The organism is Thioalkalivibrio sp. AKL8 (genome assembly GCF_000380525.1).
GTDB classification, from domain to species: domain Bacteria; phylum Pseudomonadota; class Gammaproteobacteria; order Ectothiorhodospirales; family Ectothiorhodospiraceae; genus Thioalkalivibrio; species Thioalkalivibrio versutus.
On sequence record NZ_AQYF01000013.1, the window covers coordinates 34,257 to 56,867 of the forward strand.

The following is a 22,611-nucleotide window of genomic DNA, read 5'->3' on the forward strand; positions in this document are numbered from 1 at the left end:
CTCGAGTCGATTCTGTGTGCTGACATGGCGTGGTGACTGGCGTGTAGTCGCTCGGCACAAGGGAGCCGTTCTGCGGGCAACGGGCCCGTTTTCATCCAGCACGGGCGGCCGAGTCCCGTTTTTCGATGCCTTGTGAGGATGGTGCCCCGTGTTCCGCAATCCTGTGTTGCGCCTTGATGAGGACAAGAATGGGCCGGTAGCACCACCACCGGACTGCGTGCCGGGCCGGGTCTCGGAGAACATGGACACCAACGCGTGCGAGTACAACATTGCTCGGCACCTCCCCTGTCGACGTTACCAAAAAGCCCTGGGGGTGTCCTGCTCTGGATGCGGACAATCGGTGTCCCGCGAAACGGTGCTGTTAGACTGCGCGACATGTTGCTGGAGCGTAAGACCCCGTCCCATTTGGAGCCCAGGCCCGAGAGCTTTGCGGCGCTGATGGAGATGTACGAGGAGAACTATCTCGCACTGCGGCGTTTGTGCCCCGAGCTCGAGCGGCAGCCGTTGCGGTCGGTCTCGCGGGTGGAGGGTGCGCTGGATCTGTATCTGGAGGTGCTGGAGCGCACCCGCTACACGACCACGCTGCACCTGACCTACCGGTTCGACCACCAGGGCGAGCGTCGGCAACAGCCGGACATGCGCGTACGCATGTTCCATGATGCGCGGCAGGCGGAGGTGCTGGAACTGCACTGCCGCACGATGGGCGACGGTCGCGCGCCGGAGATGCTGACCGGTCACCCGGGCCTGGTCTGCCGCTGGAGGCATAACCGGTTCCTGTACAAGTGGCTGCGCTACTGCCTGCGCCAGGGACACCGCTTCCTGGCCGATGCGGCGCCTGAGGTGGTCGCGGCCGATTCGTAGGGACACGCAATGGAGTCGCAGCGTCTCCCTGGTTGCCGGAGAGGCTACTGGCAGGTAGTGGGTGCGGCGAAGAGGGCCTCGTTCTCCAGCAGGGTATGCAGTGGCGCCGGCTGGCCGAACAGGAAGCCCTGAATCATCGGGCACTCCAGGTCGCGCAGATAGTCGCGGTGGGCCTCGGTCTCGACCCCCTCGGCCACGATGTTCATCTGCAACCCGCGGGCCATGGAGATGATCGCGTTGACGATGCAGGCCTCGTCCTCGCGGCAGATCGTATGGGTAAAGCTGCGGTCGATCTTGAGCGTGTGAATCGGCAGCTTCTGCAGGTAGCTTAGCGACGAATAGCCGGTGCCGAAGTCATCTACCGCGATCTGCACGCCGGCGGCCCCTAGACGGTTCAGCTTGTGCACCGTGTCCGGGGTGTCGCTCATCAGCAGGTTCTCGGTGATCTCGACCTCCAGCAGGTCGGGCGGGAAGCCCGTCTCGCCCAGAATGCCGAGGAAATCCTCCACGAAGTCGTCACGCTCGACCAGCACGGGCGACAGGTTCACCGCCAGGCGCAGTTCCGGGTAGCCGTCGCGGCTGTGGCGCTGCATTTCGCGGATGGCGGTGCGCAGGGTCAGACGGTCGAGGTCCACAATCAGGCGGGTCTCCTCGGCGACCGGGATGAACTCGGCCGGGCCCAGCAGCCCGAGCGTGGGGTGATCCCAGCGGATCAGGGCCTCGACGCCCACCATATGCCCGGTTTCCGTATCCACCTGCGGCTGGTAGAGGATATGAAACTCGTCGCGCTCGAGTGCGCGGCGCATGTCCTGTTCCAGTTGCAGTCGTCGGGGCGGATGGCCGCCCATGTCCGGGCTGTACACGCGCACACCCGTCTTGCCGCTGCTCTTCTCGCGGTACATTGCGATATCCGCATTCTTGATCAGGGCCTCGAGGTTGTCGCCGGCATCCGGGTAGATCGCGATGCCGATGCTGGCCCCGACGAACAGCTCCTGGTCGCCGATCTTGAACGGGGCCTGCAGGCTTTCCAGGATCTTGTCGGCTACCTGGGTGGCGGCCTCGTTGCTGGCCAGTCCCGGGATCAGCAGCGTGAATTCGTCGCCGCCGAAGCGTGACAGCGTGTCGCCCTTGCGGATGCAGGCTTGCAGCCGTTGGGCGACCTCCTGCAGCAGGCGGTCGCCCACGGTGTGACCGAGGGAATCGTTGATCACCTTGAAGCGGTTCAGGTCGATGAACAGCACCGCCAGCTGGGTGCCCGAGCGCTGCGCATGCGAGATGGCCACATCCACCCGGTCGCGGAACAGGGCCCGGTTGGGCAGTCGGGTCAGGAGGTCGTGATAGGCCTGGAAGTTGATGAAGGCCTCGGATTCCTTGCGGTCGGTGATATCCCGTGCCGTGCCGTAGATCAGCGTTTCGCCGTTGTCCGCGTCGTCGCTGTTGCTGGACGGCCATACCGCGACCTCGAAGAAGCGGCGGCTGCGCGAAGGCGTGCCGGGCTGCAGGGCCAGTTCCACCGAGCGGATGTGGGGGTGCTGGCTGGCGGCCTGTTCGAAGAAATATTCCGCCTTGTCGCGATCCTCGGGTTCGACGAGGTCGAACACCGAGCGGTCGATCAAGTCGCGGCGGGCATAGCCCAGTAACTCGTGTACACGTGAATTGACGAAACGGAAGCGATGGTCGGCGCCGAGAACGAAGACAATATCCGGGGAGTTATTGACGATCACCCGGTGCAGGCGCTCGGACTTCTCCAGGCGGGCCCGCATGGTGCGATTGGCGTCCTCCAGCGCCTTGTGGTGCAGGGCATTGCGGACGGTGGCCAGTAACTCGGCGGGTTCGTAGGGCTTTTTCAGATAGTCGTGGGCGCCCTCGCGCAGCGCCCCGGCGACATCCTCCACCGTGCTGTTGCCACTGACGACCACGGTGAGGGTCTCGAGCCCGGCGGCCTGCATGAAGCGCAGCACGTCCAGTCCGTTGAGTTCCGGCATGGTGAGGTCGAGCAGCAGCAGGTCGTAGTGCTTTTCGCGCAGGGCCTCGATGGCCGCGCCACCCCCCGCGGCCGTCCGCACGGGGTAGCCCTGAATGGTCAGGAGTCCGCGCAGGCTCTCGAGCAGGCCGGGATCGTCATCGGCAATGAGGATTCTGACGGATTGCGGGTCGATCGGCGCGTCGCGTTCGGGCATCGGGGTCTCGTGGTCAGTAGCGCATCATGGTCGCGTCGTCCCTGATGCGCTCGCCAACCCCCGTGATGCGTGGGGCAGTGCGATTTCGAAGCGCGTCCCTGCGCTCCCGCTGGTGAATGAGAGTCCCGCACCGATCTCCTCGGTCAGGCGTTTGACGATGCTGAGCCCGAGCCCGGCATGGCCTGTGCCCTTGGTCGATGTCACTGGAGCGAATGCCGCGGCCTGGACCTCGGCAGGGAGCCCGGGCCCCTTGTCCTCTACCGACAGAGGCACGACCCTGCGGCCGTTCACGGTGGTTGGGGCACGGGTGGCGATGGTGATCTCCCCGCCGGATGCCTGGGCCTCGGCCGCGTTCTTCAGAAGATTGATGAGGATTTGCCGCAGGTGATCCGCGGGGGCCGACAGCGGCGGATCGGAGGGAGTCAGATCCAGGTGCAGGCGGACGCCTCGTGTGCGACAGAGTGAGCCGTCCACGATATCGGCGACCTGGCGGACCAGTGCATTCAGCGAGGCCGGTCCGGTCTCCTCGTTCCCGGCAGCCTGCGGATCGCGCAGGCGCAGCAGGATGCGCCCGACCCGGTCGATTTCCTCCTTGATGAGGCCGAGCTCGTGGCGCGCTTCGTGTTCTTCGCCGAGCTTGTGGTTCAGCACGCCCAGGTAGTTCTGGATGATGCTGAGCGGGTTTCCGGCCTCGTGTACCGTGTCGCGGATGCGCTGCTCGGTGGCGCCGTCCGGGGCATCCGCCGGCTCGGGTGTGGCGACCAGCGCCCGGGCGATCTCGCGTGCGAGGGAGCCGATAAAGTCCGAGCGGGCCTCCAGGGCCTGCGCCTGACTGCGCGCAAGGCCCAGGATCAGCACCCCGGCGGGTTCCTGGCCGTCGGCGAGCAGCGGAAAACTCCACAGGATTTCGGCTTCGCAGAGCCGGAACAGTTGCTGGTCGATCACGGGCAAGCCGGCGGCGTTCTCTTCCTCGTGGAGCTGAATCTCGCGATCCAGCAGCGTATCGGTCACCAGGCTGCGCCCGGGTAGCAGCGGCAGGGTGAAATCGGGGGTCTCGTCGTCCTCCACCCAGGCGGCGACGGACTGGTGATCCGGGTCGATCAGAAACAGCAGGCTGTGGTCTATGCCCAGCGTCAGGTACAGGGTGCGGCGCGCGGCGGTGCAACGCTCCTGCAGGTCGGCCGCCCTGGCCAGCTCGCCATTCATGCGTTCCAGCTCGGTCAGATCACGGACGCGGGCGGCCAGTGCGCGCTCCGCCGCGTGATCGGTCTCCTCCGGGTTTTGATCCGCCGTGGTCCGGGTCGGGCCCAGATCGATTTCCAGTGATCCGGCAATTCGCCGCACATCCTCGGCCACGCGCCCGCGCAATTCGCGGGTCAATCCCTCGTTGAGGCCGAAAAGGGTATCCGCCGCGGCCAGGGCGATCTCGTTGCACCCGGCGGCGGAATCCTGTGCGCCGGAGCCCGGCAGACAGCCCATTGCATGCGACAGGTTGACCAGCTTGACCAGGTGATGGGCGTCGCGCACGCGCTCGGCCGGTTCCAGGTGGTAGCGCACGGCATCGGCCAAGAACGGGCCCAGCCCCCAGGCCTCGAGGCATTCGCCGCCCAGTTCCCCGTAGTGTTGACTGTAGGTTGTGCGTTCGGTCTCGATCAGGTGGGGGTCGTCTTCGGCGGTCTGCAGGATGGGCCAGTAATGCCCCTCGTCACTGACCAGCCGGACCAGGCGCCCGATGTCGATCAGCAGCCCGGCGAGATAGGCCTCCTCGGGCCGCGGATAGCGGGTGAGGGTGGCGAGGACCTGTGCCAGGTTGGCGGTGGTCAGCGCCCGTTGCCAGATGGTGCGCAGGTAGCCGCGATGGCGTGGGCCGAACTCGCCGAACAACTGCTGGATCGACGCGGTCAGGGCCAGGCTGCGCACGGTATCCAGGCCCAGGCTGAACAGGGCGCGGTCGATGGTGCGGCAGGTGGAGCCGCGATAGTAGAAGGGCGAGTTGGCCGCCTGCAGCAGGCGGCTGGACATGCCCGCGTCCTGCATGATCGCCCGGGCCAGGGACTGGAAATCGGCCTCGTCGGCCTGGGTGGCGTCGAGCACCGGGATGAGCGCCTGGGGCAGGCTCGGTAGACCGTCCGTTGCCGTATTGACGCTCGTCATGCTGCTCCCCGGTCGCGTGCAGTCGGCCTGCCGCGCCTTTTGCCCTGTGTGCGTGTCCGGAACCGAAAGTCTGATGCAGTCTGCCGGATCACCACTGGTTCCTGACTATACTGAGTGGTATTGCCCCGCGCCACCGAATGGGGTAGACCGACCGTGAGTTCGCCGTCATTCTTTCCCCATGCCGATGAGTGCCATGCAGGAAGCCGCGATGTCCGGTCACAGCGCCTTGACGGATACCCGTTCCGGGGTCGCCACGCGCCCGCGGGTCCTTGTCGTGGCCAGCGGCAAGGGCGGGGTGGGCAAGTCCAGCATCGCGGTGAACCTGGGGATCACGCTGGCGCGGCGCGGGCGGCGGGTCGGCATCCTGGATGGGGATACCGGCCTCGCCAATGTGAACATACTGCTGGGGTTGCGCCCGGAACAGGGCCTGGCGGAGGTCCTGGCGGGCGAATGTGGAATCCGCGATATCCTGCTGGAAGGGCCGCACGGCCTGAAGATCATCCCCGGTGCCAGTGGTATTCGCGAATATGCGGAGCTCTCCGGGGCACATCAGCAGCGGCTGGTGGAGGAACTGGCGAACATCGAGGCGGATTTCGACGACCTGCTGCTGGATACCGCCGCGGGCATCGGTGATACCACGCTCGATTTCCTCGCGGCCGGACACCAGGTCCTGCTGGTGCTGACGCCGGAACCGACCTCGCTGACCGATGCGTTCTCCCTGCTCAAGCTGGCGTTGCGGCGTCAGGCCCTGGATGTCCGCGTGATCGTGAACATGGTGGCGGATGTCGCCGAGGCCCGCAGCGTCTTCCAGCGGTTTTCCAATGCCGTCGAGAAATACCTGCATACCCGGGTCGAATTTCTCGGCTTCGTCCAGCGCGACGAAAGCCTCCGCTCGGCCGTCACATTGCAGCACCCGGTCGCCCTGTTCGCCGAGAATGACCCCTCGGCGCGTCCGTTCCAGCGCCTGGCGAATGCCCTGGAAGACAGCCTTCCGCATGAAGACGCGCCAGCATTCAGCCTTTTCTGGTGGCGTCGTCTGCAGCTGGAGAGTCCGGCTGCGCATACGCCGTTGGAGGATGCCCGTCCACAAGCCCCGGCGCTCGCTACGGAGCCGCCCCCGGTCGACCATGCCTCGGAAGCCTCGGAAGCCTCGGAAGCCTCGGACGGCTTGGACGGCTTGGACGGCTTGGACGGCTTGGACGGCTTGGACGGCTTGGACGGCTTGGACGGCTCGGACGGCTCGGACGGCTCGGACGGCTCGGACGGCTCGGACGGCTCGGACGGCTTGGGCAGCGAAGAGGGTGTGCTCGGGCGCTTGCGCGCGGCGTTCGACGTGGCCCTGGAGGCCTCCGAGCCCGAGGCCCTGGCGGTTGAATTGGACGCCATGCACGAACAGTACCGGGCGCGAACGGGCTGCGCTGCGATCGATCTGCTGGCACTGGTGGACGCGCTACAGGCGGATCCGGAGGGCCATGCCGGGTTGCTGGGCCGTTTGCGTGCGCGGCTTGCGCCCGCGATGGACGAACCCCAAGACGTAGCGGCTCCGGCGACCGTGCAAGCCGAGGACGGTCGACGACCCGGGGCTGACCGTCCTCCGCCCGATTTCGGCTGGAAGGGTCGGGACGAGTCGGCCGCCAGGCCCGCTCGGGCGGGCTCCGCGTCTCGTGTGCAGGCAACCGCCTACGACGCAGCCCGTTTTGGTCCCCAGGAGGTGCTACTCGAGCGACTGCGTCAGGGGGGCGATGACGCGCCGACCCTTGCGGAGTTCCTGCGCCGGATGTGAGCGCCCGGTGCCTGGGTTGGGCCTACTTGGGCCCGAGCAGCAACCAGGCGATCAGGCCGACCAGGGGAAGAAACAGCAGGATCAGGATCCACAGTACTTTCACTATGGGGGTCGCGGGGCTTTGTGCGGTCCGCACGATCGCCCAGATCACGATCAGCAGCCAGATCAGGCCCAGAATGCCGGTGACTTCAATGCCCATGTAATGCTCCTTGCGAGGCTTGGCCGGAAAGGGCCAAGCATGTTGGTTGACGTCTCCCAAGCTGATAGCACGTGTACCGCCCCGGCGCCAATCCGAACGGTGGGGAAATGTGCCGGGCGCCGCAAACGACTACCCTGCACCCCGATCATCAGCGAGCTTTCGGGAAGGAGCACCATGAAGATCTGGGTCGACGCGGATGCCTGCCCCGCGGTCATCAAGGAGATTCTGTTTCGTGCGGCGAAGCGGACGGGGGTTCCGGTCACGCTGGTGGCCAATCAGCCGATGCGCACGCCGCCGTCGAAGCTGATCGACTCGATCCAGGTCGGCGCCGGGTTCGACGTGGCCGACAACGAGATTGTCCGGCGCCTTGGCGCCGGGGACCTGGTCATCACCGCGGACATCCCGCTGGCCGCGGATGTGATCGAGAACGGCGGGCAGGCGCTGAATCCCCGGGGCGAGCTCTATACTCCCGACAACATCCGCGAGCGCCTCAGCATGCGCGACTTCATGGACACGCTGCGCTCCAGTGGGGTCGAGACCGGCGGCCCGGCGGCGCTGGGCCCGCGCGACCGCCAGGCCTTCGGCAATGCCCTGGATCGCTGGCTTGCTCAGAACGTGAAATAGCGTCCTCGGTCTCCCTGAGGACAACCTATTGAGAGATCACACCTAGATGCGTAGCTGGCGGATCAGTTTCAGGGTTTCGTTGGCGAGCTGTACCCAGTCATCATCCTGCGCGGTACTCCGGGATTCCTGCGCAACGGTGATTGGATGGTCCCGGCCGGGGCTGACAGTCCCTTGTCGATATTCCTTCGGCGAGGATGGGGCGTTGTTCCAGGTCCGAGGGGCCTGGCGATGGTGGCGTGAAGAGTTCACGGGCGGGTCCGTCCTTGATCGCGGGTGGGTGTGCGATTTACCTGCCCAGGGTAACGGCGGCGATGCCATCAGCTTGAGCACGCACCTCCGAACGATAACGCTCGTGAAGTTCGACGGGGCCTACGTCGCGCGAATGGATCCGGGTTTCCTTAGGCCCGTCATTCAGGGGTGAATGGGCGTGACATGGCGCAGTTTCGGTAGGCTGGAGCCGGATAAGCGTCGGCAGTCGCCGCGAGTGCAACCGGGAGAGAAGATCGTGCTGAAAGGGATCAATGCCGTGTGGCTGGGGCTGGCCATGACCACCCTGCTGGTGGCTTGCGGGGGCGAGCGCGTATCGCCGGTGACCCTGGAACAGCTGGCTGCATCCGCGCCGGCCTTCAATGGCGAACTGGTGGAAACCGAGGGTGTCGTGAATCGTTTTGATGATCCGGAGCACTACTGGCTGGAAGACGACGCCATCAACCGCGTGGCGGTCAAGCCCGGTTCGGCGGTGCGCGATCACCTGGGCGAGAACTTGCGGGTGGTGGGGCGCTTCTCCTACCACCCGGAAGAGGGCCGGCGGATCGAGATCGATGCGGCCGCGACCGCAGCCCTGCGGGCGTCTCCCTGAACTGCCAGCGCAGAGGGGCGATATCGGGAATTTTCAGAAGCAAAGGAGTCGTGATGACGGAATGGATTGACGTAGCCCCGGTGGGGACCATCCAGGATGGCGATCATCGCCTGGTGGAGACAGCGGATACCGAGGTGGCGATCTTTAACCTGGGTGGTGAATATTTTGCCGTGGAGAACCTCTGTACTCACGAGGATGTGCCCATCGCGGATGGTGAGATCGGCGCCGATGACTGCATCACGTGTCCGATGCACGAAGCCCAGTTCTGCCTGCGAACCGGCGAGGTGATGGCCGCGCCTGCCGAGGAACCACTGACCCGGTTCCCCGTGCGTGTCGAGGGCGAAATGGTTCAGGTGGGAACGCAGCCGCTGGACGCTTAAGGAGACGCGGATCGCGCGTTCGCGGTGGGGCCCCCTGTTTTCCGAGACAAGGCGCAATGCGCAGCGCCGTAGTCACTCTCCGGCCAAGCGGCGCAACGCAGGATCGGGGAGCAGGGGGCGCCAACCCCTTGAGGGACCGGCCGCCCGTGCTGGGTGGCAATGGGCCCGCTGACCGCGTTGCGGCTCCCTTATGTAGCACGGCTACACTTCGCTCACCGCGCCTTGTCATCGAGAAAAATGGACTCGAGCGTGAACGCTCGAATTGATCCGCATCGCCTTAACGAGCTCCCTGTCCGACGCGGAAACTGTGACGGATGCCCCACTTTGGCCGCGCCTGTACACTATAGGCGGGCTCACGTGGAACTCACGCGAGCCACCACGCGGCAATACGAGGACACCTCACCATGGCAGGCAGGGAGCATACAGACAGAGAAGCACGGGCCGCGGTCTGGTCGGGTCTGTCCGGTTTGTCGGATGCCCAGCGCCAGCAACTGGTGCGCGGGATCGTCCCGCGGGTGACCGATCACCTTGAGCGCTGCCTGGAATCCGTCGCGCAGGAGTGGTCCGCTGGCGGTAATGAGGCCGACGCGGAGTGGGCGAACCAGCTCCAAGGCTATCAGTATGTGCTGCGTCGCCAGTTCGAGGAGGCCCTGGAGCGTGACTTTGTCTCCACAACCTACCCACCCGAGTACGAATTCTCCGGTTCCAGCTACGCCGATGACAACTCCGGCCTGCAAATCCTGGACGATTACCAGTCCACCCGCCGTTCCCTGCGTCACAAGCTCGAAGGGCTGGTCCGCGAGCAGAACCGCTACTCCTGGTTCGTATTCCTCCAGGCCGCGCGCGAGGATCACCGCTTCGAGCACCCCGGCTGGGCGCCGTGGTCGCCGCTGAACTGGTACGAGCGTCTGATCGAGTCGGCCGAGGAACAGTTCGGCCGGACGGATATGACGCTGGGCCTGATGCGAGCCTACGTGCGTTGTCTGGGCCAGACGGCCGCACCGACCCTGGCCTTCGTGGTCGAGACAGTCGAGGCCTGCGGGCTGGTCAGAGAGCCGGTGTCCGAGGCCCCGGAGGGCGACTTGCCCGGAACGTCGCGGCGTGCGAGCTGGGCCCAGGCCACCCGGGAAGGGGGCCCCGCCACGGCGTCGGAACCGGCCGCGGCGGAGGGCGGCGCACCTGGGGTCAGGGGAGCAGGGGGCGTTGCGGTCGCAGGCGCTGTGATGCCGGCCGCGGATGCCGGCCCGGCGGACTGGTTGCAGTGGGCGGCGGCGGCCGGCTGGGTGCCGTCTGGCCATGGAGCTGTGGTGAGCGGGGGCGGCGGCCCGGCGACCGGCGCCGCCGTGGTGGTCGAAGCGATGGCGGAACCGCCGATCGAGAGCGTCATCGAGGGTGTCCTGGCCGGCGTGTTCGCCGAGGTGTCGCGCCACCTCGATTGCCATGCGGCGTTCCGCGCGATGATGCTGGATTTGCAACCGCTACTGGTGCGCGCGGTCAGCCGTGACCTCGACTTCTTCCACGACCCCAGGCACCCGTTGCGCGAATGGGTCGGCAGTCTGATCAATACGGGCGTGCGGATCAGCCCCGAGGTCAGCGCGGAAGACTCGGAGGTGGTCAGCCGCTACCTTGATGCGATGCGCCAGAGTATCGAACACTTGGGGAACGTGATCGATGATCTTGATCGCCCGGCGGCGCAGGCGTTGCGGGAGGACTGGGACGCGGCCGTGGCCGCGGAGGACGAATACTGGCGGGCACAGGCCGCCGCGCGCGCGGCGCCGATGTGTCAGAAAGAACGCGCGGCCCGTGCCCGGCGCACCCTGACGGTCTGCGTGCTGGAGACCGGGGCCGAACTCCCGGAGCGCTCCGCCGAGCAGATCGCCGAGGCCTGGGAAGACCTGCTGGCGGTGGACGAGGCGGCCGTGCAGGTGCTGGACGCCGAGGTGCAGGACGTGGTGCGGGCGATCTGCAACCAGGCGACCCCGCAGGAAGCGAATCCGCTGGTGCAGCGGATCGTGGTGACCGCACGCGAGTTTGGCGCTGACGAGGGGCGCGTCAAGGCGGTCGTGCAGCACCTGGGCCAGGCCCATCTGCAGCGCATCCGGGCCTCCGCTGACGAGCCGCGCTTCGATCCCCAGGCGCGAATCCAGGCGCGGCGTGCCGTGCGCCTCGAGGATGACGACCCCGACCTGTTGACCGATCTCGACGATCCCTGGGTCTTCGATGCCAGCCGGATCCGCACCGGCGAGTGGTTCGAGATGGTCGACAAGGCGACCGGGCAGTTTCACCGCATGGGCCTGGTCTGGCGCGGTGAGGCGACCCGCGGCTACCTGTTCCTGTCGCTGGATCTGGGCGCCAGCCGGCGCCACTCCCTGCAGGGTGTGGCCCAGGAACTGCGCGAGGGCCGCATGCGCCCGCTCCCCGACGACAACCCGCTGGATGCCCTGCTCGCCTGACCGGCACCTTTGCGCCAAAGGTCAAAGGCCTCTCTGGCACCACGAAGGCACGAAGAGGGATCAAGGGGGCACCCGAGAGGGTCCGGAGAAGGCGAGGGAATCGGGGTGAGAGCGTTGGTGTCGAGTGCCGTACGGGCTTTTCACGACGACGTGCCTGGTATCGGGCTTGAGGTACCCCGGATTATGGTGGAGGTAGGGTGCGTTGAGCCCTGCCCAACGCACCGTTCGGGGACTTTCGCGTCCATCTGGAGTGTCCCGACGTTAGGCCCGGGGCAGTCGCACTCGCAGGTGGGTCGCGCCGATGACCGCGGCCGGTACCAGCAGCAGATTCACTAGCGGGACCATTGCCAGCAGCGTGGTCCCGGCGCCGAAGCTCAGGGTCTCCAGCCGGTGGGCGCGCACGGTCTTGCGGACCTCGGCGAATGCCAGGCCGTCGTTGGCCAGCGGCGCCTCCAGGAATTCCACGGCCAGCACCCAGCTCCCGAACGTGAACCAGGCGATCGGCGCCAGCAGGTTCAGCCCGGGAATAATCGTGATCAGGAGTACGGGGATAAAAAGCAGGCCGTAGTAGCCGGCCTTGCGCAGCGCGGTTACGGTCGCGTGGCCCATCTCGCCAAGGAACGAGCGCGCCGGCTGGCGGGGCTCGTGGCCCAGCCCGCGGGCGGTGCGGTAGGCCAGTGGTCCGGAGAATGGGCTGGCGATGATCGCCGCCAGCGCGACGGCGGAGACCCCAAAGGCCACCAGCAGCGCCAGTGCGAACAGGGGCCACAGCAGCCAGGCGAGCCAGTCCCAGCCGCCGGGCAGCCAGGCCGCCAGAAGGGCCTCGAAGCCGAGCCCGGCGCCCGTCGCAAGCCCGATTACGACCAGGATGTTGATGATCAACGGGCCGATCACCAGACCGCGCAGGCCCGGGTCGAATACGCGCGCGAGCCCGCGAAACGGTGCCAGGAAGGCGACCAGCGGTGTCAGGCGGAGGGTGCCGGCGGGCACGGATGTGCCCTTAGCGGCGTACCCCAAAGATCGCGAGTACGAGGCCCACGACGGACATGATCCCGCCGGCGATCAGGTACATGCGCGTGTCGTCCGTATAGCGCCCCATGAACTCCTGGTGCAGTTCCTCGCCCAGGCTTTCCGTGGCGTTGTAGCCCATCACCAGCAGGATGATGCCGCCCACCAGCAGTGCAATGCCGAGAATTCGCGTCCAGTGCATGTCGTATCCCCTTGTTGTTGGGTGCCTCCCCCGAATGTAGCACCGATCCGCGCCCTCGGCGTCATGGCAGTGCACATCATGGGACGGGTTTTGTAGGAACGGCCTGCCCGTGCCTTGTTCTGGCAAACAGCGCCGTAGGATGCGACGAGCGCAGCGAATCGCATCAATCACCGGGGGGCTGAGCAATGATGCGATTCGCTGCGCTCATCGCATCCTACGTTTGTTGTCCGAGTCCGGCTTTGCCGGGGGTTTCGCGGCCAAGGCCGTTCCCACAAGATTCCCCTCATGGAATTGGTGGCCCCCACCCGGCATCGCGGTCGGCTTGCAGGTGAAGCCCCGGCCAAAGCAGGAGATTGCCGGGCCTCTCGGCCTGGCCGGTTAACCCGTGAAACCCGGCTCCAGCCCCACGCCGATGCGCGCGAGCCGGGCGGCGCCGCTGGCGGCATCGTCGTCCTCGGTCGTGGTCACCGGCAATCCCAGGATCCGGCTGCGGATGCGTGTCCACACGGGGTTCTGGGCGCCGCCACCCAGGGTCACGACACGCTCCACGCGCGGGGCGCCCAGCTCGGACAGGCGCTCATAGCCGTCGTGCTCCACCCGGGCAACCCCCTCGAACAGCCCCTGCAGGAAACGCGCGTCGTCCTCGGGGCGGGGGGTGAGGCGGGGTTGCAGCTCGGGGTCGTTGACCGGGAAGCGTTCGCCGCGGCGGGGCAGGGGGAGATAGTCGAGCCCGCTGTCGGTCTCGGGGTCGATTGCGGCGCTCAGCCGCTCCAGGGCCGCATCATCGAAGTGCTGGCGCAGCACCGCGCCGCCGCTGTTGGAGGCCCCGCCCACCAGCCAGCGCCCCAGCAGCCGGTGGCTGTAGATCCCGAGTTCCGGGGCGTAGATCGGCTCCGGGGCCAGCTGCTTGATCACCAGCGTCGAGCCCAGGCTGGTCACGCCGGTGGTGTCGTCGTCCACACCGGAGGCGAGGAACCCGGCGATGCTGTCGGTGGTGCCGGCGACCACCCGGCAGGCCGGGTTCAGATGCAGCGATTCCGCCATTTCCGGGTCCAGCGGGCCCAGTACCGTCCCGGCCGGGACCACCTCCGGCAGTAGCGACGCGTCACTGCCCAGGGTCTCCTGCAGCCAGTTGGGCCAGCCGCCCCACAGCGCGTCGTAGCCGAGCTTCAGGGCGTTGTTCTCGTCCATGCGGTCGAAGCGCCCGCGCAGGCGTCCGGTAACCCAGTCGGCCTGGTGCAGGACGCGGCGCACGCCGGAGAGCCCCTCGTGGCGACGCAGCCACAACAACTTGGCCGCCGACGAGCTGGGGCTGTGCACGGCGGAGTCCGCGGGCGCGACCCCGGCCAGCACCGACAGCATGTCGGTGGCCCGGGCATCGTTGTACATCAGGGCCGGGTGGGTCGGGCGTCCGTCGGCATCCAGGCGCAGCAGGGTGGCGGAGGTGCCGTCCACCGCGATGGCGGCGGGCTCGCCGTGCAGATGCGCGGCCGCTTCGCGCAGCAGCTCGCGCACGATGGCCCACCACAGCGCGGGGTTCTGTTCCGCCCGCTGCTCGTCGCCCCCGACCGACGCCGGCAGTGCCCGGTGCGCGCCGTGGATGCGCGCCCCCTCCGGGTCCAGCAGCGCCAGCCGGATCCCGGAGGTGCCGAGATCAATGCCGATGGCGTGCATGGCAGGCTCGGTCAGCCGTTCATGTCCAGCGGGCTGCGCGTCGGCGCCGGCAGGTGCACCGGCTCCGGGGGCGTCCAGCCGGGCTTGCGGTGTTCCGCAACCACGGTGGTATAGACGCCGCCGCGTACGTTGAAGTAAGAGGTCAGGCGCATGTAACGCGGGTCGGTCGCCGCCACCAGATCCGCCAGGATGCGGTTGGTGACCGCCTCGTGGAATGCGCCCTCATCGCGGTAGGACCACATGTAGTTCTTCAGCGACTTCAGCTCCACGCACTTGCCGTCGGCAACGTACTGGATATGAATCTCGGCGAAGTCCGGCTGCCCGGTGGCGGGGCACAGGCAGGTGAACTCCGGGACGCGGATATAGATCGCGAAATCGTTCTCCGGCGCCGGGTTGTCGAAGGTTTCCAGGGTCTTGCTCGGCTGGCTGGGCATGGGTTTGTCGCGTCCTCGGTCGTTCCTGTGGGAGCGGGCCTGCCCGCGAAGCCCCCGCCAAAGCGGGAGGCAAGGAAGGCTTGGCGTGCAGGCGCGCCGCAGGGTTTTGTGTGGTTTCGTGAAACGGTTGGATTGTCGAACTGGCAGTGGGTCACGGTAAAGGTCTAAGCGTGTACCATTCTAACCCCGACTTTCCTGACCGCGGATAGCGCCGAACGTGCGACTCGCCCGAATCAAGCTGGCCGGCTTCAAGTCGTTCGTGGACCCGACCACACTCGTCCTCCCCGGCAACCGGGTGGGCGTGGTCGGGCCGAACGGCTGTGGCAAGTCCAATACCATCGACGCCGTGCGCTGGGTCATGGGCGAGTCCTCGGCCAAGCACCTGCGCGGGGACTCCAGCGAGGACGTCATCTTCAACGGCTCCTCCAGCCGCAAGCCGGTGGGGCAGGCCTCCATCGAGCTGGTGTTCGACAACTCCGACGGTCGTCTGGGCGGCGAGTACAGCGGCTACGGCGAGATCGCGGTCAAGCGTGCGCTGACCCGCGACGGCCAGTCCAAGTACTTCCTCAACGGCCAGCGCGCGCGCAAGCGCGACGTGGTCGACCTGTTCCTCGGCACCGGCCTGGGCCCGCGCAGCTACGCCATCATCGAGCAGGGCATGATCGCGCGACTGATCGAGGCGCGCCCCGAAGAGCTGCGCGTCTACCTGGAAGAGGCGGCCGGCATCTCCAAGTACAAGGAGCGCCGCCGCGAGACCGAGAACCGGGTACGCCATACCCGCGAGAACCTGGAACGCCTGGACGACGTGCGCGACGAGGTGTCCAAGCAGGCCGAGCGCCTGAACCGCCAGGCCGCCACCGCCGAGCGCTACCAGGCGCTGGCCGCCGAGCGCCGCCGCAAGCGCGCCGAGGCCATCCTGCTGCGCCTGCAGGCCCAGGAGCAGGAGACGGAGGCCAGCCGCGCCCGCCTGAACGACGCCGAGACGGCGTTGGCTGCGAGCCAGGCCGAGGCCCAAAAGGCGCAGACCGGCACCGAGCAGGCACGCCAGGAGCGGGTCGAGCTGGAGGCGGCCACCACCGAGGCACAAAGCGCCTATTACGACCGCGCCGCCGAGGTCTCGCGCCTGGAGCAGTCCATCCGCCATGCGGAGGACGAACTGGCGCGCGAACAGGCCGAACTGCGCCAGCTCGAAAGCCGCATCGAGGCCGCCGCCAGCGAACACCAGGCGGTGGAGGCGCGCATTACCCAGGCGGAACAGGAGAGTACGCAGCGTCAGGAGGCCGCCACGACCGCCGAGGCCGAGCGCGAACGCCTGGAGGCTGCCGCCGAAGGTGCCGAAACCGAATACCAGACCGCACGCGAGGCGCTCACCGAGTGGGAGCGCTCGCTCGCCGAGCCGCGCCAGAACGCCCAGCTCGCGCGCTCGCGCATGGACAATGCCGAGCAGCTGCTCAAGCGCGTCGCCCAGCGCCGGGAACGCGTGGAGGCCGAACGCGCGGCCCTGCCGCAGACCCACCCGGGCACCGAGGCCGACCGCCTGGACGCGGAACTCACCGGGCTGCGTGAGAGCTTGCAGGGGCTGCAGGGCGATCGCGACCAGCAGCAGGCCGCGCTGGCCGATCTCGAACAGGCCCAGCGCGAGGAGCAGGACACCCTGCATGCCACCGAACGCGAGGCGCGCGAGGTCGCCGGACGCCTGGCGGGGCTGGAGCACTTCGCCGGCGAGGACGACCCGCAGGAGACCCGCGCCCGCCGCGAGGCCTGGGCGCGCGAGCACGGGCTGGACCTGTCGCGCCCGCTGGTGCAGCAGCTGGAGGTCGCCGAGGGCTGGGATACCGCGGTGGAGATGGTGCTGGGCAGCTGGCTGGAGGCCGCCGTCACCGATCAGCCGGAGACCGCGCCGGATCTCCCCGAGGCGATGCTGCGCCTGGTCGGCACGGGCCTGTCGCACACGCCGGAGGTGCCGGCGGGGAGCCTGGCCGGGCAGGTACAGGGCTCCCCGGTCGTCACCGCCTGGCTCGCCTTGGTGCATTGCGCGGAGGACGCCGACGCGGCGCGGACGCGCCTGGCCACCCTGGGACCGGGCGAGAGCGTGATTACGCCGGACGGCACCTGGCTGGGCCCGGGCTGGGTCGCTCATCGCACGCTGGAGGGTGGGGCCAGCGGTGCGGTGGCCCGCGTCCGCCTGGCGCGCGAGCTGCAGGAACGCCAGGAAGACCTGAACACCCAGGTGAGCCGGCTGCAGGCTGCGCTGGAAGAACGCAACGAGACCATCGCGGCCACCCGCGCCCGGCGCGAGGCGCTGGACGGGCAGATCCGCGAACAAAAGGCGCAGATCGAGGACCGTGAGCGCCGCGTGCAACGCCTGCGCGACCAGGCGCGCCAGCTGGAGCAGCAGCAGGAACGCATCGACCGCGAGGCGGGCGAGCTGGACGAGGAGGCCGCGCGCGCCCGCGAGCAGTTCGCCACGGCGGAGGCCGAACGCAACCAGGCCCTGACCCGCATCGAGACCCTGGAGGCCGACCGCGCCGCTCTGGAGGCGCGGGTCGAGGCCGCGCGCACGGCCCAGACCGGAGCCCGCGACGCGGTGCGCGCGGCGCGCGACGCGGCCAATCAGGCACGCATGGCCGAGCAGGAGGCGCGCCATCGCCTGGAGCGCGAACAGAACGAACGCGGGCGACTGGAGCGCCAGCGCGAGGACGACGCCCAGCGCCGCGAGCGCCTGGCGCAGGGGCTCAGCGACCGCCAGGGCCCGCTGGAGCAGTGGCGCGCAGACCTGCAGACCGCGGCGGAACAGCGCCAGGCGGCCGAGGCCCGCCTGACCCAGGCGCGGGCGGACCTGGAGGCGTGCGACGCGCGGCTGCGCGAGCTGGCGAACACCAGCACCGAGCTGGGCAACCGGGTCGAGGCGCAGCGTTCCACCTGCGAGGAGCTGCGCCTGGACCTGCGCGAACGTTCGGTCCAGATCGAGCAGCTCAAGACCCAGTTCCAGGAATCCGGCTTCGCCGCCGAGGCCCTGGCGCCCGAACTACCGGAGGACGCGACCGTCCCCGCCTGGGAACAGGCGATCGGCGAACTGGATCGCAAAATCGAGAAGCTCGGACCGATCAACCTGGCGGCGATTGACGAGGCGCGCAGCCTGGAGGAGCGCTCGCGCTACCTGGAGGAGCAGCACGCGGACCTGATCGAGGCGCTGGAAACCCTGGAGCAGGCGATGCACCGCATCGATCGCGAGACCCGGGCGCTGTTCAAGCAGACCTTCGACCAGGTGAATGCCGGGCTCGGGCACAAGTTCCAGCGCCTGTTCGGGGGCGGCGAGGCGCGGCTGGAGATGACCGGCGATGACCTGCTGGATACCGGCGTCACCATCATGGCGCGCCCGCCGGGCAAGCGGCTGTCGACCATCCACCTGATGTCCGGCGGCGAGAAGGCGCTCACCGCCTCGGCCCTGGTGTTCGCGATCTTCGAGCTGAATCCGGCGCCCTTCTGCATGCTGGACGAGGTGGATGCCCCACTGGACGAGGCCAACGTCGGCCGCTTCTGTGACCTGCTGCGCGAGATGTCGGAGCAGATCCAGTTCATCTTCATTACTCACAACAAGGCAACGATGGCCATGGCGGAACAGCTGATCGGCGTTACCATGCACGAGCCGGGCGTGTCGCGCCTGGTTAGCGTGGATATCGACGAGGCTGTGGAACTGGCCGAGGCCTGACCGTCGGTACCGGGATCAACGAGGTTTTTTGTGGATTGGATGCGTATCAGCCTGGTCATTTTGGGGATTGTCCTGATCGCGGGGATCTGGGCCGCCCATCGTCTGCGCGCGCGGGCGCAGCAGCGCGATATGGAGGACGATGCCGCGGACTGGGGCGACGAGGCCGTACATATCCGTGCCAGTGACGAGCCGGGCGACAAGCGCTGGTACGCGCCGGCCGAGCCCGGGGACTCCGCTGAACCGGAGGCCGGCTGGGGCGATCCGCTGGATACCGGCCGCAGCGTTCGCACCGGCGGCGCGCGCGAACCCGCGTTCGACGAGCCGCGCATCCCCGGCGCGGCTCGCGAGGAGCGCCACGAGCCACACCTCGGCGTGACCGCCAACGACGACGAACCGGATCTGGAACCCGACTACGGCCGACGCGGTGAACGTGCCCAGGACATCTACGGCGTGCTGGACAGCGACGACGAGCCCACGCCGCCCCCGCCGCACGGGGCGTTCGAGCCGTCACCCGAGGATCGCCCGGCCCGTGCCCGGCGCAAGGGTTCGGCCAGCGCCCCGGTCGAGCGGGCCCGCGAGGCGTTCGAGGGGCTGGGTGCACGTCTGCGCTCCGGCATGGATCGCCTGCGTCCGGGCAAGCTCAAGCCAACGCGCGCCGATGACACCCTGGGCGAGCATCTGGATCCGGACCACGAGATGAACCCGGACCTGATTGAGCAGCCGGCGCCGGATATGGAGACGCTGGGCGAATACGTGTCCGAGCCGCGCGTGGTGGGGCGCAATCCGAGGGCCGAACGCCGCCCGTCGGAGGAGAAGATCCTGCTGCTGCACGTGGTCGCGCCGCGCAACAAGCCGTTTACCGGCGTCGCCCTGGGTGCGGCGATGCAGCGCGCTGGAATGACCCCCGGCGAGATGGATATCTACCATTTCTTTGAACCGGAGACGGATGCGGGTGTGCCGCTCTTCTCCGCCGCCAACATGATCCCGCCCGGCACCCTGCGCGAGGAAGACCTGGCGGACATGATGACGCCCGGCGTCACGCTGTTTACCCAGGTGCATCGCAGCGCCGAGCCGCAGCGGGCCTTCGAGGCGTTGCTGGAGCACGCCCACGTCCTGGCGCGCGATCTCGGTGGCAGCATCCTGGATGCCCAGCAGTCCACCGCGACCAACCAGACGCTCGCCTACATGCGCGAGGACCTGAGCGACTGGCTGCGCCGCCACCGCCCGGATGTGCTGCGCCGGCGGAGTACGCGGTGAGCCGGTCGGGTTCGCCTGCCTCGCAGGCTGGCTCGACGGATTCTCCGAAGACGCGCATCGACGCGCTGCGGCGCCAGATCGAGCATCACAACTACCGCTACTACGTGCTCGACGACCCCGAGGTCTCGGACGCCGAGTTCGACGCCCTGATGCGCGAGCTGGAGCAACTGGAGACGGACCACCCGGAGCTTGTCACCCCCGATTCGCCCACCCAGCGCGTGGGCGCCATCCCGGCCGAGGGCTTTGCCACGGTCCGACATCGCCTGCCGATGCTGTCGCTCGCCAACGGCTTCGAGGCGGACGCGATCCGCGACTTCGACCGCCGCGTGCGCGAGCGTCTGGCGAAACAGACTGGCGATGCGACACGGGTCGAGGCAGCGGTCACCTACATGGCCGAGCCCAAGCTGGACGGCCTCGCCATCAGCCTGATCTACGAGGACGGGCGCCTGGTCCAGGCTGCCACCCGCGGCGACGGCGAGACCGGCGAGGACGTGACCGCGAACGTGCGCACCGTGCGCCCGATCCCGCTGCATTTGGGCGACCGCTTCACCGACGACGCCCCGCGGGTGCTGGAGGTGCGCGGCGAGGTCTTCATGCGCCGGGCCGACTTCGAGCGCCTGAACGCCGGGCTGGAGGCCGACGGGCTGCGCGGGTTCATGAACCCGCGCAATGCCGCCGCCGGCAGCCTGCGCCAGCTGGACTCGAAGGTGACCGCGCGCCGCCCGCTCAGCTTCTTTGCCTACTCGGTGGGTTTCGTCGAGGGCGGGACGCTGCCGGACACCCAGTCCGGCACCCTGGACTGGCTGCAGCGCCTGGGCTTCCCGGCCTGCCCGGAGCGCGAGGTGCTGGAGGGCGTCGAGGCCTGCCTCGACTACTACGAGCGCCTCGCCGCCCGCCGCGCGGGGCTGGACTACGAGATCGACGGCATCGTGTACAAGGTGGATGCCCTGGCGGATCAGCAGCAGCTGGGCTTCGTCTCGCGCGCGCCGCGCTGGGCCATCGCCCACAAGTTCCCGGCGGAGGAGCGCACCACCACGCTGCGCAATGTCGAGTTCCGTGTCGGTCGCACCGGCGCGCTCACCCCGGTGGCGCGCCTGGAGCCGGTGCTGGTCGGTGGCGTGATGGTCAGCAACGCCACGCTGCACAACATGGACGAGATCGCGCGCAAGGACGTGCGCATCGGCGACCGCGTGATCGTGCGCCGCGCCGGCGACGTGATCCCCGAGGTGGTCGGCCGCGCCGGCGGCGAGCGCCCCGCGGACACCCGCGCCATCGAGATGCCCGCGGCCTGCCCGGAGTGCGACTCGCACATCGAGCGCACCGAAGGCGAGGTCGTGGCCCGCTGCACTGGCGGGCTGGTGTGCCCGGCGCAGCGGCGCGAGGCCCTCAAGCACTTCGTCTCGCGCCGCGCGATGGATATCGAGGGCTTCGGCGAGAAGATCATCGAGCAGCTGGCCGACGGCGGCGTCGTGCAAAGCCCGGCGGATCTGTTCGCCCTGGATACCGAACGCCTGGAGGCGCTGGAACGGGTCGGCCCCAAGCTCGCCGAGAACCTGGTCAACGCCCTGGAGCAGGCGCGCGAGACCACGCTGGCGCGCTTCATCTTCGCGCTGGGCATCCGCGAGGTGGGGGAGGTCACCGCCCGCAACCTGGCCGAATACTACGGCGACCTCGACACGCTGATGCAGGCCGATGCCGAGGCACTGCAGGAAGTCCCGGATGTCGGCCCCATCGTTGCCGAGCACATCGCCAACTTCTTCGCCGAGCCGCACAACCTCGAGGTGATCCGCGCCCTGCGCGAGGCCGGTGTGCACTGGCCCGACCCGCCCCGGCGAGAAGCCGCGGAAACCGGTGACGACGCGCCTCTGGCCGGCTGCACCTACGTCCTCACCGGCAGCTTCGACACCATGACCCGCGACGAGGCCAAGGCCGCCCTCGAGGCCCGCGGCGCCAAGATCACCGGCTCCGTCTCCAAAAAGACCACCGCCGTCATCGCCGGCGCCGACCCCGGCTCCAAGGTCACCAAGGCCGAATCCCTCGACATCCCCATCCTTGGCCCCAACGACCTCGCCCAACTCCTCGCCTGATGAACCCTGCCTTTGTAGGAGATTCTATGTCTCTCCACAAGGGATCTTCGGTTGGTAATCGGTCTGATTTTTCATCAGGGCGAAGGCGACGCGGGCCAGCTTTCGAGCCAAGGCGTTCAGTGCCTGGGTCGTCGCCAGGCCACGGTCCAGGCAGCGCTGGTAGTAGTCGCTCCAGGCGGCTTTCGACTTGGCCTGCATCGCGGCCAGATAGAGCAGCCGTCGCAACTCTGGATCGCCCTGTTTGGTGAGTTTGCGCTGCCCCCGTTTCGTGCCGGAGTCGCGTATGCGGACATCCAACCCCAGGAAGGCAACGAACGCATCACCGCTGCGGAAGGCGCCGCGATGGAACGCCATCGTCAAGCCGGTGGCGGTGAGCGGGCCCACACCCTCGATCTGCTGGCAGCGTCGGGCGTGATCCGACCAGCCGGCGCGACCGACCGTCTCGCGCAGCACACGCTGGAGGACAGCGTCGAGCCGACCGATCTCCCGGAGCAGATCCTTCAGATTGGACTGCAGTTCGGGTACGCCTCGCAGGCTCTGCTCCAGCATGACCCGTGCCCGCACCAGCGTGGCACGCCGGCGCAGCAGCTTTTGCAGGGTCCGGTAGCCCTCGGGTGGCGGTGTCCAGGGGCGCAGTTCGTCCTGTTCGCGTTGCAGATAACGCACCAGAAGCCGAGCATCCCCGGCATCGGTCTTGGCCCGGCCACCGATGCTCTCGCGGTAGCGATTGAGGCGATAGCCATT

At 68.1% G+C, this 22,611-nt stretch carries 17 protein-coding genes; 9 read left to right on the forward strand and 8 right to left on the reverse strand.

Annotation, left to right across the window (positions count from 1 at the left end; all coding sequences use genetic code 11):
* The first annotated feature begins 375 nt into the window (after positions 1-375).
* Positions 376-861 carry a DUF1249 domain-containing protein gene (locus G335_RS0112940; RefSeq protein ID WP_018145970.1) on the forward strand — a complete coding sequence of 162 codons (486 nt, stop codon included), beginning with the start codon at positions 376-378 and terminating at the stop codon, positions 859-861.
* A 44-nt stretch (positions 862-905) separates the two neighbouring features.
* On the opposite strand, the gene G335_RS0112945 is transcribed toward G335_RS0112940, so the two are convergent.
* Both G335_RS0112945 and G335_RS0112950 read right to left on the reverse strand, forming a co-directional pair.
* A complete protein-coding gene (locus G335_RS0112945) occupies positions 906-3,041 on the reverse strand; it encodes an EAL domain-containing protein (protein WP_018177003.1) in 2,136 nt (711 codons plus the stop codon).
* A 24-nt stretch (positions 3,042-3,065) separates the two neighbouring features.
* A complete protein-coding gene (locus G335_RS0112950) occupies positions 3,066-5,195 on the reverse strand; it encodes an HDOD domain-containing protein (RefSeq protein WP_018177004.1) in 2,130 nt (709 codons plus the stop codon).
* 208 nt (positions 5,196-5,403) lie between these two features.
* On the opposite strand from G335_RS0112950, the gene G335_RS0112955 reads away from it, so the two are divergent.
* The gene (locus G335_RS0112955) at positions 5,404-6,978 is read left to right on the forward strand and encodes a MinD/ParA family protein (protein WP_018177005.1); all 1,575 of its coding nucleotides are present in this window, start codon (positions 5,404-5,406) and stop codon (positions 6,976-6,978) included.
* A gap of 22 nt (positions 6,979-7,000) precedes the next feature.
* On the opposite strand, the gene G335_RS14090 is transcribed toward G335_RS0112955, so the two are convergent.
* The gene (locus tag G335_RS14090; RefSeq protein WP_018145966.1) at positions 7,001-7,177 is read right to left on the reverse strand and encodes a PLDc N-terminal domain-containing protein; all 177 of its coding nucleotides are present in this window, start codon (positions 7,175-7,177) and stop codon (positions 7,001-7,003) included.
* A gap of 174 nt (positions 7,178-7,351) precedes the next feature.
* On the opposite strand from G335_RS14090, the gene G335_RS0112965 reads away from it, so the two are divergent.
* The 4 genes from G335_RS0112965 to G335_RS0112985 all read left to right on the forward strand — a co-directional run bounded on the left by G335_RS0112965 (position 7,352) and on the right by G335_RS0112985 (position 11,493).
* Positions 7,352-7,801: a YaiI/YqxD family protein gene (locus tag G335_RS0112965; RefSeq protein ID WP_018145965.1), complete on the forward strand. Its 450-nt coding sequence runs from the start codon at positions 7,352-7,354 to the stop codon at positions 7,799-7,801.
* Between the two features lie 484 nt (positions 7,802-8,285).
* Positions 8,286-8,660: a hypothetical protein gene (locus G335_RS0112975; protein ID WP_018177007.1), complete on the forward strand. Its 375-nt coding sequence runs from the start codon at positions 8,286-8,288 to the stop codon at positions 8,658-8,660.
* Between the two features lie 53 nt (positions 8,661-8,713).
* Positions 8,714-9,040, forward strand: a complete 327-nt coding sequence (locus G335_RS0112980; protein WP_018169521.1) for a non-heme iron oxygenase ferredoxin subunit — start codon at positions 8,714-8,716, stop codon at positions 9,038-9,040.
* 467 nt (positions 9,041-9,507) lie between these two features.
* Entirely contained in the window at positions 9,508-11,493 is a 1,986-nt protein-coding gene (locus G335_RS0112985) for a DUF1631 family protein (protein WP_018177008.1), read from the forward strand.
* A gap of 261 nt (positions 11,494-11,754) precedes the next feature.
* Here the strand turns inward: G335_RS0112985 and cysZ are convergent, their stop codons facing one another.
* The 4 genes from cysZ to queF form a co-directional block, all read right to left on the reverse strand.
* Positions 11,755-12,483, reverse strand: coding sequence for a sulfate transporter CysZ (gene cysZ, locus G335_RS0112990; RefSeq protein ID WP_018177009.1), 729 nt, complete (start codon positions 12,481-12,483; stop codon positions 11,755-11,757).
* Positions 12,484-12,493: 10 nt separating this feature from the next.
* The gene (locus G335_RS0112995) at positions 12,494-12,703 is read right to left on the reverse strand and encodes a DUF3185 family protein (RefSeq protein ID WP_018145959.1); all 210 of its coding nucleotides are present in this window, start codon (positions 12,701-12,703) and stop codon (positions 12,494-12,496) included.
* A 378-nt stretch (positions 12,704-13,081) separates the two neighbouring features.
* Entirely contained in the window at positions 13,082-14,377 is a 1,296-nt protein-coding gene (locus tag G335_RS0113000) for an FGGY-family carbohydrate kinase (protein WP_018177010.1), read from the reverse strand.
* A gap of 11 nt (positions 14,378-14,388) precedes the next feature.
* Positions 14,389-14,811, reverse strand: coding sequence for a preQ(1) synthase (queF, locus tag G335_RS0113005; protein WP_018145957.1), 423 nt, complete (start codon positions 14,809-14,811; stop codon positions 14,389-14,391).
* 217 nt (positions 14,812-15,028) lie between these two features.
* Here queF and smc point away from each other — a divergent pair, with 217 nt between their 5' ends.
* From smc to ligA, 3 genes are read left to right on the forward strand one after another with little or no spacing between them, the layout of a single operon-like run.
* The gene (smc, locus tag G335_RS0113010) at positions 15,029-18,523 is read left to right on the forward strand and encodes a chromosome segregation protein SMC (RefSeq protein WP_018177011.1); all 3,495 of its coding nucleotides are present in this window, start codon (positions 15,029-15,031) and stop codon (positions 18,521-18,523) included.
* Between the two features lie 39 nt (positions 18,524-18,562).
* Positions 18,563-19,780, forward strand: a complete 1,218-nt coding sequence (locus G335_RS0113015) for a cell division protein ZipA C-terminal FtsZ-binding domain-containing protein (protein ID WP_018177012.1) — start codon at positions 18,563-18,565, stop codon at positions 19,778-19,780.
* Complete coding sequence (gene ligA / locus G335_RS0113020; RefSeq protein WP_018177013.1) at positions 19,777-21,867, forward strand: NAD-dependent DNA ligase LigA; 2,091 nt, start codon at positions 19,777-19,779, stop codon at positions 21,865-21,867. The genes G335_RS0113015 and ligA overlap by 4 nt, the downstream gene beginning before the upstream one ends.
* Before the next feature lie 24 nt (positions 21,868-21,891).
* Here ligA and G335_RS0113025 read toward each other — a convergent pair.
* Positions 21,892-22,611, reverse strand: a 720-nt coding sequence (locus G335_RS0113025) for an IS110 family transposase (protein ID WP_018177014.1), incomplete at its 5' end; no start/stop codon positions are given.

What these genes read in the sequence shown, in the direction of transcription:
- G335_RS0112945 (WP_018177003.1), bottom strand. Translation starts at nt 3,041, where the DNA reads ATGCCCGAACGCGACGCGCCGATCGACCCGCAATCCGTCAGAATCCTC.
- G335_RS0112980 (WP_018169521.1), top strand. Translation starts at nt 8,714, where the DNA reads ATGACGGAATGGATTGACGTAGCCCCGGTGGGGACCATCCAGGATGGC.
- G335_RS0112965 (WP_018145965.1), top strand. Translation starts at nt 7,352, where the DNA reads ATGAAGATCTGGGTCGACGCGGATGCCTGCCCCGCGGTCATCAAGGAG.
- queF (WP_018145957.1), bottom strand. Translation starts at nt 14,811, where the DNA reads ATGCCCAGCCAGCCGAGCAAGACCCTGGAAACCTTCGACAACCCGGCG.
- G335_RS0113000 (WP_018177010.1), bottom strand. Translation starts at nt 14,377, where the DNA reads ATGCACGCCATCGGCATTGATCTCGGCACCTCCGGGATCCGGCTGGCG.
- G335_RS0112950 (WP_018177004.1), bottom strand. Translation starts at nt 5,195, where the DNA reads ATGACGAGCGTCAATACGGCAACGGACGGTCTACCGAGCCTGCCCCAG.
- G335_RS0112955 (WP_018177005.1), top strand. Translation starts at nt 5,404, where the DNA reads ATGTCCGGTCACAGCGCCTTGACGGATACCCGTTCCGGGGTCGCCACG.
- G335_RS0112995 (WP_018145959.1), bottom strand. Translation starts at nt 12,703, where the DNA reads ATGCACTGGACGCGAATTCTCGGCATTGCACTGCTGGTGGGCGGCATC.
- G335_RS0113015 (WP_018177012.1), top strand. Translation starts at nt 18,563, where the DNA reads ATGCGTATCAGCCTGGTCATTTTGGGGATTGTCCTGATCGCGGGGATC.
- G335_RS14090 (WP_018145966.1), bottom strand. Translation starts at nt 7,177, where the DNA reads ATGGGCATTGAAGTCACCGGCATTCTGGGCCTGATCTGGCTGCTGATC.
- G335_RS0112940 (WP_018145970.1), top strand. Translation starts at nt 376, where the DNA reads ATGTTGCTGGAGCGTAAGACCCCGTCCCATTTGGAGCCCAGGCCCGAG.